Genomic DNA, 14,478 nt, shown 5'->3' on the forward strand with positions numbered 1-14,478 from the left:
CAGGTAACCAAATATGGCGCAGCGGACGGGACTCGAACCCGCGACCCCCGGCGTGACAGGCCGGTATTCTAACCGACTGAACTACCGCTGCGCGTAACACTTGAAACGAATGGTGGGTGATGACGGGATCGAACCGCCGACATTCTGCTTGTAAGGCAGACGCTCTCCCAGCTGAGCTAATCACCCTTCGCTTCGGTGTGGGCGGCATAATACACCAAAAATCTGCAATGTCTTGATTTAAATGCAATTTATTTAAAATAATTTCTGCAACGCCCTCCGCGCCCCGAAAAACGGGGCTTCAAGCCGCCAAATGCGACTCTATTGCGTTTATACACTGCTTGGCGGCACAATTAAAAACCATTCTCAATAACACCTGAGCCGCGCCTATGTCTGTGGGTGAACCGCCATTCCAACGGGAAATAACCCTGCTCTACAGTGAGCATCACGGCTGGCTGCTCGGTTGGTTGCGGCGCAAACTCGGTTGCCGCCAGAACGCAGCCGACCTGGCGCAGGACACTTTTGCGCGAATTCTCAATACCCGAGAATCCGTGGCAAGCATTCGTGAACCGCGTGCTTATTTAAGTACCACGGCGCGGCGCCTGCTCATCGATCAGGCGCGGCGTAAACAGATTGAGCAGGCTTACCTGCAAGAGTTGGCGCTCACGGTGGACGCGCTGGAGGGTTTCCAGTCGCCGGAGCAAATCCACACCACCCTCGAAGCGCTCGAGCACATCGCATTTATTCTGGAAGGCATGCACGAATACTCGCGACAGGCGTTTGTGCTGTATTACCTGGAAGAAATGACCCAGCAACAAATCGCCCGCCAGCTCAAGCTGTCGGAACGCACCGTGCGCAAATACCTGATCCAGGCACTGGTGCATTGCAGCCATAGCATGGACACCTGACCCGCGCATGCCTGACACCCTCCAACAGATCGAAGAACAAGCAGCGCAATGGTTGCTGCGCCTGCACGAAGGTGACGTGAGCGAAGCCCAGCGCACGGCGTTCGAGCGCTGGAAGCAACAAGGGCCGCAATACACCGCAGCCGCTGCGCGCATGGAAGCCGTGATTGCGCGGATGCAGGCGTTGCGCGCAAAAAAATCACCCGCGCGGGCGGCACTCAACGCAGCATTTGCTCAGCACAAATCGGGGCGCGGAAAAAACACGGTACGCGCCCTGCTGCTGGCATGCAGCCTCGCAATTCCTGCGGCGGCGTTGCTTGTCAGCCCTTATCCGCAACAGTGGATGGCCGATGTGCGTAACGGCCCAGGTCAGTGGCAAACCCTGCAACTGGCGGACGGCTCGACGCTCACCTTGAACGGCATCAGCGCGGCGAACCTGCATTTCGATCAGCAACAGCGCCGGATTGAATTGCTGCAAGGCGAGATCCTGGTGGAAGTCGCCCATGACAGCGCACGGCCCTTTATCGTGCAAACGCCGCAAGGCACGCTGCGTGCGCTGGGCACGCGGTTTGTGGTCAAGCGTGAGGGGGATGTCACCGTACTGAGCATGTTGCAGTCGCGCGTGGCGGCGCACAGCACGAATGCCCAGGAGACAGTGGAAGTGGACGCCGGCGCGCAGGCGCTGATGAGTTCGAACGAAGTGCGCCTGAGCGGCCGTATCGACCCGGCCAGCGTCAACGAAGCCTGGCGCCGCCATCAGTTAGTGGTGGAAAACCGACCGTTGCCCGAAGTGCTGGATGAAATCGCCCGCCATAGGGCCGGCTATCTGCAATTTGATCGCGCCAGCCTGCAACACCTGCGGGTATCGGCGGTCATCCCGCTGGATGACAGCGATCAAGCCCTGCAATTGCTGGCGCAAACCTTGCCGATCAAGGTTCGCCACTTCACACCTTGGTTGATGGTTGTGAGCCCTGAACCAGCGCCCTATAAATAATTATTCGCATTTGCTTCCGGTTTTTTCGGGGTTGCCCGTCAAGCAAGGTAATTCGACACGTAAAGGATTGCCCTGACCATGCACACCCCTTCTGACCCACGCGGGCGCTTTGGCCTGCTCAAAAGTGCGCCGCTTTCCCTGGCTATATTTGCCGCGACTACCCTGAGCACTCATCTGGCGCAGGCGGATACGGTCAACGTCGCCGCCCAAGCCTACGACATTCCCGCCGGGCCGCTGGGCACTTCGCTCAACCGCTTTGCCCAGCAGGCCGCCGTGGCGATTGTGTTCCAGCCCCAGGCACTTGAAGGCCTGCAAAGCCCCGGTTTGAAGGGCAACTTTGCCACACAGGATGGCTTTGATCAGTTGCTGCAAGGCAGTGGCTACCGCGCCGTCAAGGTTAACCAAGGGTACACACTGCAGGCCATAACGACGGCGAGCAGCGGCACCATGGAGCTAGGCCCCACCGAGGTGACTGCCACCCAACTGGGTAACGTCACCGAAGGCACCGGCTCCTACACGCCCGGTACGATCGCCACCTCGACGCGGCTGATACTGACGCCGAAACAAACCCCACAATCGGTGAGTGTGGTCACCCGCCAGCACATGGATGACTTTGGCCTGAACAACGTCGACGACGTGATGCGCCATACCCCAGGCATCACCGTGTCGGCATTCGACACCGAACGCAGCAACTATTACGCGCGCGGCTTTTCGATCAATAACTTCCAGTACGACGGCATTCCTTCGACCGCGCGCAACGTCGCCTACTCGGCGGGCAACACCCTCAGCGACATGGCGATCTACGACCGCGTGGAAGTGCTCAAAGGCGCCACCGGTCTGCTCACCGGCGCCGGCTCACTGGGAGCGACGATCAACCTGGTGCGCAAAAAACCCACCGCCGACTTTCAGGGCCACGCTACCCTCGGTGCCGGCTCATGGGACAACTACCGCAGCGAACTGGACGTTAGCGGCCCAATGACCGACAGCGGCAATGTGCGCGGACGGGCTGTCGCGGCCTATCAAGACAAGCGCTCGTTCATGGACCGCTACTCGCGCAAGAGCCCGACGTACTACGGCATCATGGAGTTCGACCTGTCACCCGACACCCTGCTGACCGTGGGCGGCGACTATCAGGACACGTTGCCGACCGCCTCGTCATGGTCCGGCAGCTTCCCGCTGATCAACTCCCAAGGCGAGCGCAACAGCGTCAAGCGCTCGTTCAACAACGCCGCCAATTGGAGCAGTTGGGAGCAATACACCCGCACCGTGTTCGCCATGCTGGAGCATGACCTGGGTGATGGCTGGGTCGGCAAGCTGCAACTCGATCACAAGATCAATGGCTACCACGCGCTGATGGGCTCGATCCAGGGCGACCAGCCACAGCCCGACGGCACGGCCAACCTCACCTCCGGCAAATACACCGGTGACACCGTCAGCGACTCGGCCGACCTGTATGTAAGCGGCCCGTTCAGCCTCGGCGGTCGCGAGCATGAATTGGTACTGGGCGGTTCCATCAGCGCATCGGAGTGGAAAGGCAAGGGTTACTGGAACCTGGCCCCCAATACCGTCGACTTCAACCACTGGCGCGGCCACGCCACGATGCCGGATTGGGGCAGCGCGCAATCACTGATCGACGACACCGTGCGCCAGACCGGCGCTTATGTCACCACACGCTTGAACCTCGCCGACGACCTCAAGCTGCTGCTGGGCGGGCGCGTGGTCAACTACCAGGTCACCGGCAACAACCCGAGCTACCGCGAGTCCGGGCGGTTCGTGCCGTATGTGGGCGCCATTTATGACCTGAACGACACCTACTCGGTGTACGCCAGCTACACCGATATCTTCATGCCGCAGGAAAACTACAACCGCGACCGCGAGAACAAACTGCTTGAACCGGACGAGGGCCAGAACTGGGAGTTTGGCCTGAAAGCCGACTTCCTCGACGGCCGCCTCAACGCCAGCGCCGCCTACTTTGAAATCCACGAATCCAACCGTGCGCTCTCCGACGACGAGTACAACAACCAGACGCCGATACCGTCCAACTACGCTTATAAAAGCAGCAAAGCGGTGACCAAGGGCTACGAAGTGGAAGTGTCCGGCGAGATCGCCCCAGGCTGGCAGTTACAGGCCGGGTACACCCACAAGGTTGTGCGCGATGACAAGGGCGTGAAAATTTCCACCTTCGAGCCCGAGGACCAGGTCAAGCTGTACACCACCTATAAACTCAAGGGCAACCTGGACAAGCTCACCGTCGGCGGCGGTGTGCGCTGGCAGAGCGTGGGCTGGCAGGATATCTACAACAACCCGCACAAGGGTTATGAAGAGTTCTCCCAGGACGCTTATTGGCTGGTTGACCTGATGACCCGCTACCAGGTGACCAAGAACGTGTCGGCGACGCTGAACCTCAACAATATCTTCGACAAGTCCTACTACACCAATATCGGCTTCTATAACTCCGCCGCGTATGGCGAGCCGCGCAACGTGATGGTGACAACACGTTGGGATTTCTGACCCACCCATAAAAAACGCCGCCGATCATCGGAAATGATCGGCGGCGTTTTTTTGGTTTTACAAACCCCGGACAGCAAAAAGCCCGCTCAATGAGCGGGCTTTCTGTGGTGACCTGGCGTTCAGTGTTCCAGGTTACCGAATATGGCGCAGCGGACGGGATCATAACTCATCCTCTAAATCATTGAAAGCTTCAGCTTTCTGTCGCTCAGCATACCGCTGATGGACTTGATTATGTACTCATTATTTCAAGTTGGGAATTACGATGCTCAGCGACTCTCTGAATGGCCCGAATAGATTACTTTGGACAAGCTTGACGTTCGCGAGCAACTGATACGTCTTGGTAACGTCAAAACCTCGGAGCCGGAACCCAGTCGCTATGTAGTGGTCGACTGATCCCAGCCAGATGTAGCATTGCCCATTACCGTTGCAGCGGCTCTACGTAAAGCAGTTGACTAAAGCCAGAAATCGGCCAATTGCGGACATTCCGTCCTAATCACTGTAGGTCAATGATCATGCGTTCGGTTTCAATCGAATGCCTCGCAATCGTAGCCTGCCGTCTCAGAGTTCAAACTTCCGTCTCTCTCTCCAACCCTGCAAAGCGTGCCAAGGCGTTCAAGCAGACCAAAGCTGCCATTAGTGACCGACTGCTTTCGAGCTCTGAATAGTTACTCGTTAGGGCATATGTAAGCACTGCGTCTTCCCCCCGCCCCACGAACAAGCACCCGAGCAGCGCCGGCACATCCAAGCACTACAGACACCAACCACACACTGCGCACCACATCAATGCGTAACACCTGCTATCGCACGCAATTAGCGCACCTCTCCCGACTTCCCATCCTCTCCTACGCCCCTATTCGCGCAAGCTAACTCCTGGCACGCTTCATGCTCTTGTATTATTATTCAAGTTACTTGAATAACATTTTGAGGAATTCAAGGGGAATACCAATGACGCGTTTCACTCTAAAAGCACTCTCGCTGTCGCTCGTCACGCTGTGCAGTATTTCTCTAGCGCACGCAGACGATTTGCTGCAGCGCATCAAGCAGAAAAACGAGATAGTCGTTGCCACCGAGGCGCGTTTCGCGCCGTTCGAGTCGGTAGAAAATGGCAAGATTGTCGGCTATGGCGCAGACCTGATGCATTACGTACTGGATGCTGACTTGCCCGGCGTTAAGGTGCGCCAGCTCGATCTACCGTTCCAGGGGATTTTGCCAGGCTTGGATACCCGTAAATTCGACTTCGTCGTGACATCAGTGACAGTCAATAAAGCGCGTTTTGAGCAATTCGCCTTTACCGTCCCCATTGCCGAGTCCACCGTTGCATTGCTCAAGCGCGCCGACGATAACAATATCAAGGCATTGACCGACTTGAACGGTCGGGTGATTGGCTCTCAGGCAGGTTCCGGCCAGCTGGCAGTGCTACAAGCACTGGACACCAAGCTCAAAGCTGAAGGCCAACCGGGCCTCAAGCGGATCAAAGAGTATGTGAGCTTCGATGAAGCTTATGCGGATCTGGCCAATGGTCGTCTCGATGGCGTGGCACAGTCGCTTTCCAACCTCGGCCCATTGATGAAAGCTCGTCCAGGGCTGTTCACAACGTTGCCGGAGATGGTCGGTCCAGTGACGTATTTCGGCTGGGTCGGTCGCAAGGATGCTGACAGCGCAAGCCTGGTGAAGCTATTTAGCGAGGGCATTGCCCGTGCAGGAAAAGATGGCACCTTAAAGACGCTGCAAGATAAGTGGTTTGGTTTCACCATGGACTTGCCTGCTGATGCTATGCCAGTACCGAGCATCTGAGCCGCTGATGATGAATGATTTCAGCAGCCGTCTCGCGCTCTATTGGCCTGCCTTGATCGACGGTGCAACAACCACATTGTGGTTGTGCGCCATCGGCATGCTGCTGGGTTTCATTCTCGGCGTAGTAATTCATCTGATTGCCAATGGTCGCAGCCCTGCCGGCAGAGCATTCACCCGGGTGTATGTCAGTTTCTTTCGTGGCACGCCCATGCTGGCGCAGCTGCTGCTTCTGTTCTATCTCCCATCAGCCCTGGGCCTGGATGTGCCACCCATGGTGGCTGCTGCTGTAGCCCTAGCGCTGAACACGGCGGCTTATCAGTCGCAGATTCTGAGCAGCGGTTTCGCCGCAATCCCCAAGGGCCAGATGGAAGCGGCGGCCGTGTTTGCCATCGGCAAATACAACACGCTTTTTCATATCCAACTGCCACAAGTGTTGCGCCTCACCTCACCCGCGCTGATCTCCGAGTTGATCGATGTGATCAAGGTTTCAGCCGTGGTTTCGGTCATTTCCATCACTGATTTGATGCGCGTCAGCCAGCAGCTGGTTTCGCAGACTTACCGCCCGCTTGAGGTGTATCTGGTGGCGGGTTTGTTTTATCTCGTGCTGACAAGCCTGTTGAGCGTGCTGGGCAGCCTGCTAGAACGTCGCTGGCAGGAGCTCAAGTGATGCAAGAATTATTGAGTTATCTACCGGATTTTGCCGATGCACTGCTGATCACGCTAGGTATTAGCTTGACTGCTGCTGCCATGGGTTTACTGCTGGGCTTCGGGCTCAACGCATTGCGCATTGCGGTCCCGGGATTTCTGGCGATCTATCGCGTTTATGTATGGCTGATCCGCGGGACGCCGTTTCTCGCGCAACTCGCGGTTATTTATTTCGGGCTGCCAGTCATCGGTCTGCGGCTGGAAGCCGTCGAGGCAAGCATCCTCTCGCTGGCGTTATACAGCGCTGCTTATTTTGCTGAGCTGTTCCGCTCTGCCTGGGCCAGTGTGCCCAGCGGTCAAGTAGAAGCAGCGCGGGTGCATGGCATTTCGCGCAGCCGGGTGTTCTGGCACATACAAGCGCCGCAAGCGCTGGCATTCGCCCTCCCGCTATTGGGCAATCAGGTGATCCTGACCATCAAGGAAAGCGCCATCACCTCGATCATTACCGTGCCAGAGCTGACCATGACTGCCGGACGCATCGTATCAACTACCTTTTCCTACGTATTGCCATACGCCCTGCTGGTGTTGAGCTACTGGCTGCTGACCTCGTCGGTCGCGGCTGTCGCCAGCGCACTGGGGCGGCGCATGACACGCCATCTACGAGGCTGAACAGATGAATACCCTTCCGCTTCTCAACTTGCGTGGCGTTGGCAAATCCTATGGCTCGCACCGCGTGCTCAGTGAGTTTGACCTGAGCGTACAAGCCGGTGAAATCGTGTCTTTGATCGGGCCTTCAGGGTCAGGAAAAACCACCGCCCTGCGCTGTATGAATTTCCTTGAGCGCTATGACGAGGGAGATATATGGATCGATGGTCAACTGCTGGGCTACAGCGGGCCGGGCAGACGTGAAGCCGACCGCGACAGCGAAGCCAAGATCGATGAGGTGCGCAACCCGCTGTCCATGGTGTTCCAGCAATTCAATTTGTGGCCGCACATGACCGTGCGCGAAAACGTCATGGCGCCTTTGGTACTCGGCAAGAAAATCGCCAAGGCCGAGGCGCGCAACCTGGCTGATCAGGCACTGGCACGTGTCGGCCTGAGCGCCAAGGCGGACGCGTACCCCGCTCGCCTTTCCGGTGGACAACAGCAACGAGTCGGCATTGCCCGGGCACTGGCGGTAAAACCGCGGTTGATGCTGCTCGATGAACCGACCTCGGCGCTGGACCCTGAACTGGTTGAGGAAGTGCTGCAGGTCATTCGCAGCCTCGCGAACGATGGCATGACCATGGTGATGGTGACCCATGAAATGAGCTTCGCTGCACAGATATCCAGTCAGGTGGTGTTTATGGAAGCAGGAAAAATAATTGAAACCGGTACTCCGCAGGCACTGTTCCAGGCACCAAAGACGGAACGCTTACAGCAGTTTCTCAGCCCCTGGTTTAACCGCAGCCTCACTCCACGCGTGCAGGTGACCCCATGATTGCCGATCAAGTGATGCAAGCCGTTTCATCGGAACGATTGCAGCGTTTGTTGGAGACCCTGGCAACCTTCGGGCCCGGCATCGATGGCGGAATGAACCGTCAAGCGTTGTCCGAAGAGGACTTCCTGGCCCGCGCCTGGCTGATTGAAAAAGCCCAAAAGCTGGACTGCAAGGTGTGGACGGACGCCAGTGCCAATCTGTTCATCCGCCGCGAAGGCCGTGAAGACTTACCGCCAGTGATGACCGGTAGCCACATAGACACCCAACCCACAGGCGGCAAGCTTGACGGGTGTTACGGGGTGATGGCCGGGCTTGAATGCCTGTATGCGTTGGCAGAACTCAACGTCAGCACCCGTCGCCCGATCGAAGTGGTGGTCTGGACTAACGAAGAAGGCAGCCGCTTCAGTCCAGGAGCGATGGGCTCCAGCGCCTACGTGGACCCGGTACGACTGGAGACTTATAGAAAAAACCTTGACGCCGCGGGTATCTCGGTAGGAGAGGCACTGGACGCTCACGCCCTGCGCTTTGCCGATCTGCCGCAGCGCGAGAAAATCGCCACACACGCCTTTGTCGAGTTGCACATTGAGCAAGGCCCGGTATTGGAGCAAGCCAATGTCCCGCTGGGAGTGGTTTCCGGTATTCAGGGCGTGCGCTGGTATCAAGTGCGCTGCAAGGGTGCTTCGGCACACGCAGGAACCACGCCGACTCACATGCGGCACGATGCGTTGTTGCTTGCCATGGAATCCCTCGGCCGCATCGACGCGCTGGCCGAAAGACTGGCCGGTGACGACAAGCGCCTGACATTCGGACGCTGGAACGTCTCGCCCAATGCAATTAATACGATTGCCGGTGAAGCCATCTTCAGCATCGACTTCCGCCACGCCGATCCGGCGGTACTCGACGCCTTCGACAATGCCCTGAGTGCCTGCCTGCCTGCCGACGCCGAACTGACCAGCCTGTTCAGCCACAGCCCGACCGCGTTCGATCATCAGGTCATCAATGTGTTGGAGAACGCCTGCGAAGCCACAGGACTGACTTGGCAATCGATACGTTCTGGCGCCTTCCACGACGCCATGTATCTGGCGGAGCACTGTCCTACAGCAATGCTTTTTGTACCCAGCCGGGACGGCATAAGCCACAACCCGAAGGAATTCACAGATCCCGCGCAATTGAAAGCAGGCGCCCAGGCATTGGCCTGGAGCCTGGTTGCACTTGCAGAACAACCCTGAACCCATAGGAACTCATATGACCAACATCACCCATAGCCACGACTATCCAGCCTGCTGCCAGCCCGACAACGGCTCCTCGCTGGGCATCAACGCCACGTTGAAAGAGCCGATCTCGACCGATGGCACTCCAGTCCTGAGCGAGAGCTACACAGTGCCTGCCCGTTGTGGTCGCGCTGTTCGCTTGAAAGCTGGCCAAGTCATCAAAATCGTCAACACCCACGGCACCCAAGTCTGTGACACCTGGCTGTTCAACAGCGAAGACATGAGCGAATTTCTGTCGATGGAACATGCTCGCGCTCATTGCAACAGCATCATCCCCAAAGCCGGCGACGCCCTGTTCAGTAACCGCCGCCGCACGATCGGCACCTTGTTGACTGACACCTCACCCGGCATTCACGACACCTTGATGGCTGCGTGTGATCTGCACCGCTACACCAACCTGGGAGTCGAGGGTTATCACGATAGCTGCGCGGATAACATGCGTCTGGCCTTGCAGGCTATTGGTCTGCGCTCCCATGAAGTTCCGCAGCCTTTCAATCTGTGGATGAATATTCCGGTCAAGCCTGATTACACTGTTGAATGGCTGCCGCCGGTATCCAAAGCAGGGGACTACGTTGAAATCCGTGCAGACATGGACGTTATCGTGGTGATGTCTGCCTGCCCTCAGGACATCGTGCCTATCAATGACCTTAACCCGGTGGAAGTTACCTTCTCGGTTCACGGCTGATCGTCAATATCCCAGTAGACGACAGGCCTCCGTAACCCTAGGATGCCTGTCGCTCACTTCGTACATACTTTTCGAGGGATGCATGTCCACACCCAGCAAAACGCCAGTAGCCAAATCCCAGCATTCCGATGGTCTGCCGAGTTTGAGCGTTCGCCTTCGCCATGCGCGCAAGGTGGCAGGCCTGACTCTCAAGCAAGTTGCCCAAGCTGCCAACTGCTCAGAAAGCCTGATCTCCAAACTGGAAAACGACGCCGCATCGCCCTCACTGGCCATGCTGCACCGGCTGGCACTCGCGCTTGGCAGCAACGTGTCCGAGCTGACATCCGAAGACTGGGAGTCTGAAGAGCCCGTGCTGCGCGCCGGCGGTCGACAAGTGAGTCGTTTCGCACAAGGCACCGCGAAGGGCTATATCGATCTGGAACGCATCACCCATCTGCAAAAAGGCGGGCTGCTGCAAGGCGATATTCATATCGTTTCCCCAGGCATGGTCAGCGACATGATTGAGCATGCGGGTGAAGAGATGGGTTACGTGATCGAGGGCAGCCTCGACCTGACTCTCGGCGAGACAACCTACACGCTGAACGCTGGCGATTCTTTTCACTTCCCCAGCAACGTACCCCATGGCTATCGCAATTCGACCAAGAGTGTCGTCCGTATACTCTGGATCAACACGCCCGCAACCTTCTAATAATCTGCTGTCGGTAAATGGCAACGTCCGGCCATTGATCGCGCACCAATAGCAGCGCCTACCCTTCCCTGGAATAAACTGCTGCTGCCTCGACGCCTCGGCAACAATGTTCTTAAATCAACGGTATGGCGGGGATGTGCGTGAAAATTATCAAGCGTGTCTACGTCTCTCACACTGCCAAACCGGGTCGAGGAACAGTGTTGCGTAACCCAGCAATGGCGTGCGAACAATGCAACGAGCGGCTTCCCCATAGCGCATTAAATATTGCTCGCCAGTGGAGTTCACCCGCGAACTAGATGCACCAAATTCTCGGAAGTGGTTCGCCTGACTCATGCAGGCATGAATTCTTCTGGGTACTGGTCCTGAGGTTGCTTGAACTCAGGAATTGGTGGTTAGCCACTGATTTTTCTTGTTTATAGTCAGAGTCGGCATTACCGCCTCCGAGCTAAACATAAAAGCGAGCTTACTCGCGGTTAAGTGAAAAGGATGCTAGTGGTTGGCCTCCTATCGCAAGCAAGTTCACTCCTACGTGGTCGCGCGGGTGTACGCCGAAGTAATGGCGATAGCAGCGAATAAAATGTTGCACCGAGACAAACCCGCAATCGCGAGCGACATCCGGCATTTGACGTTGCCCGCCCTGCAATAGCTGATTCGCCTGTTGCAGACGCAAGTCAAGGTAATGCCGCGAGGGCGAACACCCCAGATTTTTTTTGAATAGTCGCTCCAGATGTCGACAAGAAATACCTATCGCTTTGGCCATTTCGTCGATCGGTAGCGTGCGGGTCAGGTGCTCGCTCATCAACGTCAGCGTCTCCTGCAATTTGGCTGGGGCATTATGCGTCCGCTGCAGAGGTCTGACCTGCCGGGCGACGTGCTTTTCCATTCCCAGAATCAGACCACGACCGTGGGAGCGGGCGAGCAGCTCGTGCATCAATCCTTTAACCGCCAGCGGGCCAACGCAGGTCAAACGTTGCCGATCAACGCAGAACGGCGCGGCCACCAGCGTCAACTCATTGAAGGCACCCAACGACGACGGTTCGGGTTCTGGCAAACTACAGCGGTAACCGTCCAGCGCGCCTACTTGCGCTAGCAACCAACCGGCGTTACCCATTGCACCGAGCCTAATAGGCTTCTTGGCCCAGCGATGCAGATGATGATGAAAGTCTGGAAGATCCATTTGAGTATGCAGGTTCTCGCCACCACAGACGATCAGCGCATCTAGCGGTTGTGCCTGATCTAATCGTTTGGTGGCGGTAGTAATGCCGTTGCTGGCGTTTAGTGACTGGCCTTCTAGGCTGAGAATTTGCCAGTGACAAACACTGCGTCCAGCAACTTGATTGGCCAGGCGCAGGGGCTCCAACGCATTGGCCAGAGTATAAAAGTCGAAGGCTTCCAATAACCAGAAGCCAATACGCAACGCCGGCGGTTGTGGATAGAAAGATTCGTTCAATTGCATGTCTCCTCCTATGAGCCAAGGTGGCTTAGCACTCGATGGAGCTCACGGCCAGCCCGCCACGGGAGGTCTCTTTGTATTTGTCATGCATGTCGGCGCCAGTATCGCGCATGGTGCGGATTACCCGATCCAGCGAGATGAAGTGCGTACCATCACCGCGCAACGCCATCTGTGCGGCATTAATTGCCTTCACCGCTGCTATGGCATTACGCTCGATGCACGGTACCTGCACCAACCCGCCGACTGGATCGCAGGTCAGACCGAGGTTGTGTTCCAACCCTATTTCCGCCGCGTTCTCCACTTGCTCGGGAGTGGCCCCGAGAATTTCTGCAAGGCCTGCAGCGGCCATAGCGCAGGCTGAACCAACTTCGCCCTGGCAGCCGACTTCCGCCCCTGAGATTGAGGCATTGCGTTTGCACAGAATGCCGACAGCGGCGGCAGCCAGGAAATAATCCACCACGTCGCTATCCTTGGCCTCAGGGCAGAATTTCATGTAGTACTGCAAGACGGCTGGAATGATCCCTGCCGCGCCGTTAGTGGGAGCAGTGACCATGCGACCGCCAGCGGCATTTTCCTCGTTAACGGCCAGGGCGAATAGGTTCACCCATTCCATGGCACTTAAGGTCGAGCCGATGACATTAGGCTTGCCAATTTCCAACAGGCTGCGGTGCAGCCGTGCCGCGCGGCGCTGTACATTCAATCCGCCAGGTAATACACCTTCATGCTTGAGCCCGCTATCCACACAGGTGCGCATGGCTTGCCAAATTTTCGCCAACCCCTGGCGGATCTCTTCTTCGCTGCGCCACTCCCTTTCATTCTCCAGCATCAGCTGGGAAATCCGCAGGCCATGGTTTTTACATTGGCTCAGCAACTGCGCGGCGGTATCAAATTTGTAAGGCAGTTCGGTGAGATCCTGATCTAGTTGGCCACTCGCTGCCTGCTGCTGATCGACGACGAACCCACCACCGATGGAGTAGTAGGTTTCGCCTAGCAGGAGGTGATCTTCGGCAAATGCGCTTACGGTCATGGCGTTGGGATGGTAGGGCAGGTTTTCTTCTAGCAGCCGCATGTCCCGCTGCCAGATAAACGGCACACGGTATTCACCGGCCAACAGCAGGCATTGCGTCTCGCGCAGATCCAGCAAGCGTGGCTCGATCAGTAATGGGTCGACTTTATCTGGCCACTCCCCCATTAGCCCCATGATCACCGCTTTATCAGTACCATGTCCGATCCCCGTGGCCGACAGAGAACCATAAAGCCTTACCTCGATGCGTCGCACCTGCGCCAACATTTCCCGCTCACGCAAGGCCTCGATAAACAGAGCCCCGGCACGCATTGGGCCGACGGTGTGGGAACTGGACGGGCCGACTCCAATCTTGAACAAGTCAAAAACACTGATAGCCATAGTTGATCTCCGCGCCGCTTTAAGGTTGTCAGGAACTCCCCCGATTGTCGGCGCCAGTGATCATCAAGACGTGTCAGATATCGACTCCTAAGTGTTCACTAATACCAATTGCAAGCTGGCCGAGTTGATGCATGCTGACCTCGCGCCAGCAACTGCGGTGGTTAGGCAATTCGCCACGTCTATTCGATTCCGTCTAGAACCATGACATCAAGTCTGATTGAAAGCGCACGCTCTCAGAATTTGAGCCATCACCGGGAATGGCCACCCGAATGGGAATTCTGGCGATCGCGGATACATTCTAAAGAAGTTCAGACATACGTTTTCAGTGTGCAAAGGTTGCCCTAGAAACCATCCAGCGACCTGTCCGGGCGTAACGTCAAACCCGCCTAACGTAATCGAAGGGCTGGCCGTACTCCACCAAGGTTAAAACTCTTCAACGGAATGCATGGGGCGGATGCGGACATATCCCAACTGATTCAACATCCGCTCGATTTTCATTCGACGGAAATGCTGGTCGACGGCGATCAAAAATACCTCATGCTTTATTCGACATCTTCGGCAACCCTGACAATGACGTCTAACAGGCATCTCAACAAAGCACGTACCACGCGGGCCCCTTTTTCTTGAGGCTCAGATAATTCCACCGGATA

At 56.9% G+C, this 14,478-nt stretch carries 12 protein-coding genes, 2 tRNA genes and 1 pseudogene; 10 read left to right on the top strand and 5 right to left on the bottom strand.

The genetic code is table 11. From position 1 onward, the window contains the following. Positions 1 to 14: 14 nt before the first annotated feature. Together P5706_RS22140 and P5706_RS22145 are read right to left on the bottom strand one after the other, a co-directional pair. A tRNA-Asp gene (locus P5706_RS22140) sits at positions 15 to 91 on the bottom strand. Between the two features lie 19 nt (positions 92 to 110). Next, positions 111 to 186 (bottom strand) — tRNA-Val (locus P5706_RS22145). A gap of 200 nt (positions 187 to 386) precedes the next feature. On the opposite strand from P5706_RS22145, the gene P5706_RS22150 reads away from it, so the two are divergent. From P5706_RS22150 to P5706_RS22195, 10 genes are all read left to right on the top strand, one after another. Next, positions 387 to 905, top strand: a complete 519-nt coding sequence (locus P5706_RS22150; protein WP_285681838.1) for a sigma-70 family RNA polymerase sigma factor — start codon at positions 387 to 389, stop codon at positions 903 to 905. Between the two features lie 7 nt (positions 906 to 912). Then, the gene (locus P5706_RS22155) at positions 913 to 1,896 is read left to right on the top strand and encodes a FecR family protein (RefSeq protein ID WP_285681840.1); all 984 of its coding nucleotides are present in this window, start codon (positions 913 to 915) and stop codon (positions 1,894 to 1,896) included. A gap of 78 nt (positions 1,897 to 1,974) precedes the next feature. Continuing rightward, on the top strand, positions 1,975 to 4,407 hold the full coding sequence (locus P5706_RS22160) for a TonB-dependent siderophore receptor (RefSeq protein WP_285681842.1): 2,433 nt from the start codon (positions 1,975 to 1,977) through the stop codon (positions 4,405 to 4,407). A gap of 945 nt (positions 4,408 to 5,352) precedes the next feature. Continuing rightward, on the top strand, positions 5,353 to 6,201 hold the full coding sequence (locus tag P5706_RS22165) for a transporter substrate-binding domain-containing protein (RefSeq protein WP_042558395.1): 849 nt from the start codon (positions 5,353 to 5,355) through the stop codon (positions 6,199 to 6,201). 7 nt (positions 6,202 to 6,208) lie between these two features. After that, on the top strand, positions 6,209 to 6,868 hold the full coding sequence (locus P5706_RS22170) for an amino acid ABC transporter permease (RefSeq protein ID WP_155717084.1): 660 nt from the start codon (positions 6,209 to 6,211) through the stop codon (positions 6,866 to 6,868). Further along, positions 6,868 to 7,515: an amino acid ABC transporter permease gene (locus tag P5706_RS22175; RefSeq protein ID WP_060766796.1), complete on the top strand. Its 648-nt coding sequence runs from the start codon at positions 6,868 to 6,870 to the stop codon at positions 7,513 to 7,515. The genes P5706_RS22170 and P5706_RS22175 overlap by 1 nt, the downstream gene beginning before the upstream one ends. A gap of 4 nt (positions 7,516 to 7,519) precedes the next feature. Next, positions 7,520 to 8,326, top strand: a complete 807-nt coding sequence (locus tag P5706_RS22180) for an amino acid ABC transporter ATP-binding protein (RefSeq protein WP_060766795.1) — start codon at positions 7,520 to 7,522, stop codon at positions 8,324 to 8,326. Further along, a complete protein-coding gene (locus P5706_RS22185; protein ID WP_060766794.1) occupies positions 8,323 to 9,555 on the top strand; it encodes a M20 family metallo-hydrolase in 1,233 nt (410 codons plus the stop codon). Before P5706_RS22180 ends, P5706_RS22185 begins: the two co-directional genes overlap by 4 nt. A 16-nt stretch (positions 9,556 to 9,571) precedes the next feature. Then, on the top strand, positions 9,572 to 10,282 hold the full coding sequence (locus P5706_RS22190) for a DUF1989 domain-containing protein (protein ID WP_060766793.1): 711 nt from the start codon (positions 9,572 to 9,574) through the stop codon (positions 10,280 to 10,282). 82 nt (positions 10,283 to 10,364) lie between these two features. Beyond that, a complete protein-coding gene (locus P5706_RS22195) occupies positions 10,365 to 10,970 on the top strand; it encodes a cupin domain-containing protein (protein WP_060766792.1) in 606 nt (201 codons plus the stop codon). Between the two features lie 463 nt (positions 10,971 to 11,433). Here the strand turns inward: P5706_RS22195 and P5706_RS22200 are convergent, their stop codons facing one another. The 3 genes and pseudogenes from P5706_RS22200 to P5706_RS22210 form a co-directional block, all read right to left on the bottom strand. Further along, the gene (locus P5706_RS22200) at positions 11,434 to 12,426 is read right to left on the bottom strand and encodes a GlxA family transcriptional regulator (protein ID WP_060766791.1); all 993 of its coding nucleotides are present in this window, start codon (positions 12,424 to 12,426) and stop codon (positions 11,434 to 11,436) included. A gap of 25 nt (positions 12,427 to 12,451) precedes the next feature. Next, positions 12,452 to 13,828: an L-serine ammonia-lyase gene (locus P5706_RS22205; RefSeq protein ID WP_060766790.1), complete on the bottom strand. Its 1,377-nt coding sequence runs from the start codon at positions 13,826 to 13,828 to the stop codon at positions 12,452 to 12,454. A 394-nt stretch (positions 13,829 to 14,222) separates the two neighbouring features. Continuing rightward, positions 14,223 to 14,416, bottom strand: a pseudogene (locus P5706_RS22210) (hypothetical protein); the annotation flags it as partial. Between the last annotated feature and the right edge of the window lie 62 nt (positions 14,417 to 14,478).

It is taken from the genome of Pseudomonas sp. ChxA, assembly GCF_030263855.1.
In the GTDB taxonomy this organism is placed as follows: Bacteria; Pseudomonadota; Gammaproteobacteria; order Pseudomonadales; family Pseudomonadaceae; genus Aquipseudomonas; species Aquipseudomonas fluorescens_CB.

Excerpts from the sequence above, each read along its gene's own strand:
- P5706_RS22150 (WP_285681838.1), top strand. The coding sequence starts at position 387 with ATGTCTGTGGGTGAACCGCCATTCCAACGGGAAATAACCCTGCTCTAC.
- P5706_RS22155 (WP_285681840.1), top strand. The coding sequence starts at position 913 with ATGCCTGACACCCTCCAACAGATCGAAGAACAAGCAGCGCAATGGTTG.
- P5706_RS22160 (WP_285681842.1), top strand. The coding sequence starts at position 1,975 with ATGCACACCCCTTCTGACCCACGCGGGCGCTTTGGCCTGCTCAAAAGT.
- P5706_RS22165 (WP_042558395.1), top strand. The coding sequence starts at position 5,353 with ATGACGCGTTTCACTCTAAAAGCACTCTCGCTGTCGCTCGTCACGCTG.
- P5706_RS22170 (WP_155717084.1), top strand. The coding sequence starts at position 6,209 with ATGATGAATGATTTCAGCAGCCGTCTCGCGCTCTATTGGCCTGCCTTG.
- P5706_RS22175 (WP_060766796.1), top strand. The coding sequence starts at position 6,868 with ATGCAAGAATTATTGAGTTATCTACCGGATTTTGCCGATGCACTGCTG.
- P5706_RS22180 (WP_060766795.1), top strand. The coding sequence starts at position 7,520 with ATGAATACCCTTCCGCTTCTCAACTTGCGTGGCGTTGGCAAATCCTAT.
- P5706_RS22185 (WP_060766794.1), top strand. The coding sequence starts at position 8,323 with ATGATTGCCGATCAAGTGATGCAAGCCGTTTCATCGGAACGATTGCAG.
- P5706_RS22190 (WP_060766793.1), top strand. The coding sequence starts at position 9,572 with ATGACCAACATCACCCATAGCCACGACTATCCAGCCTGCTGCCAGCCC.
- P5706_RS22195 (WP_060766792.1), top strand. The coding sequence starts at position 10,365 with ATGTCCACACCCAGCAAAACGCCAGTAGCCAAATCCCAGCATTCCGAT.
- P5706_RS22200 (WP_060766791.1), bottom strand. The coding sequence starts at position 12,426 with ATGCAATTGAACGAATCTTTCTATCCACAACCGCCGGCGTTGCGTATT.
- P5706_RS22205 (WP_060766790.1), bottom strand. The coding sequence starts at position 13,828 with ATGGCTATCAGTGTTTTTGACTTGTTCAAGATTGGAGTCGGCCCGTCC.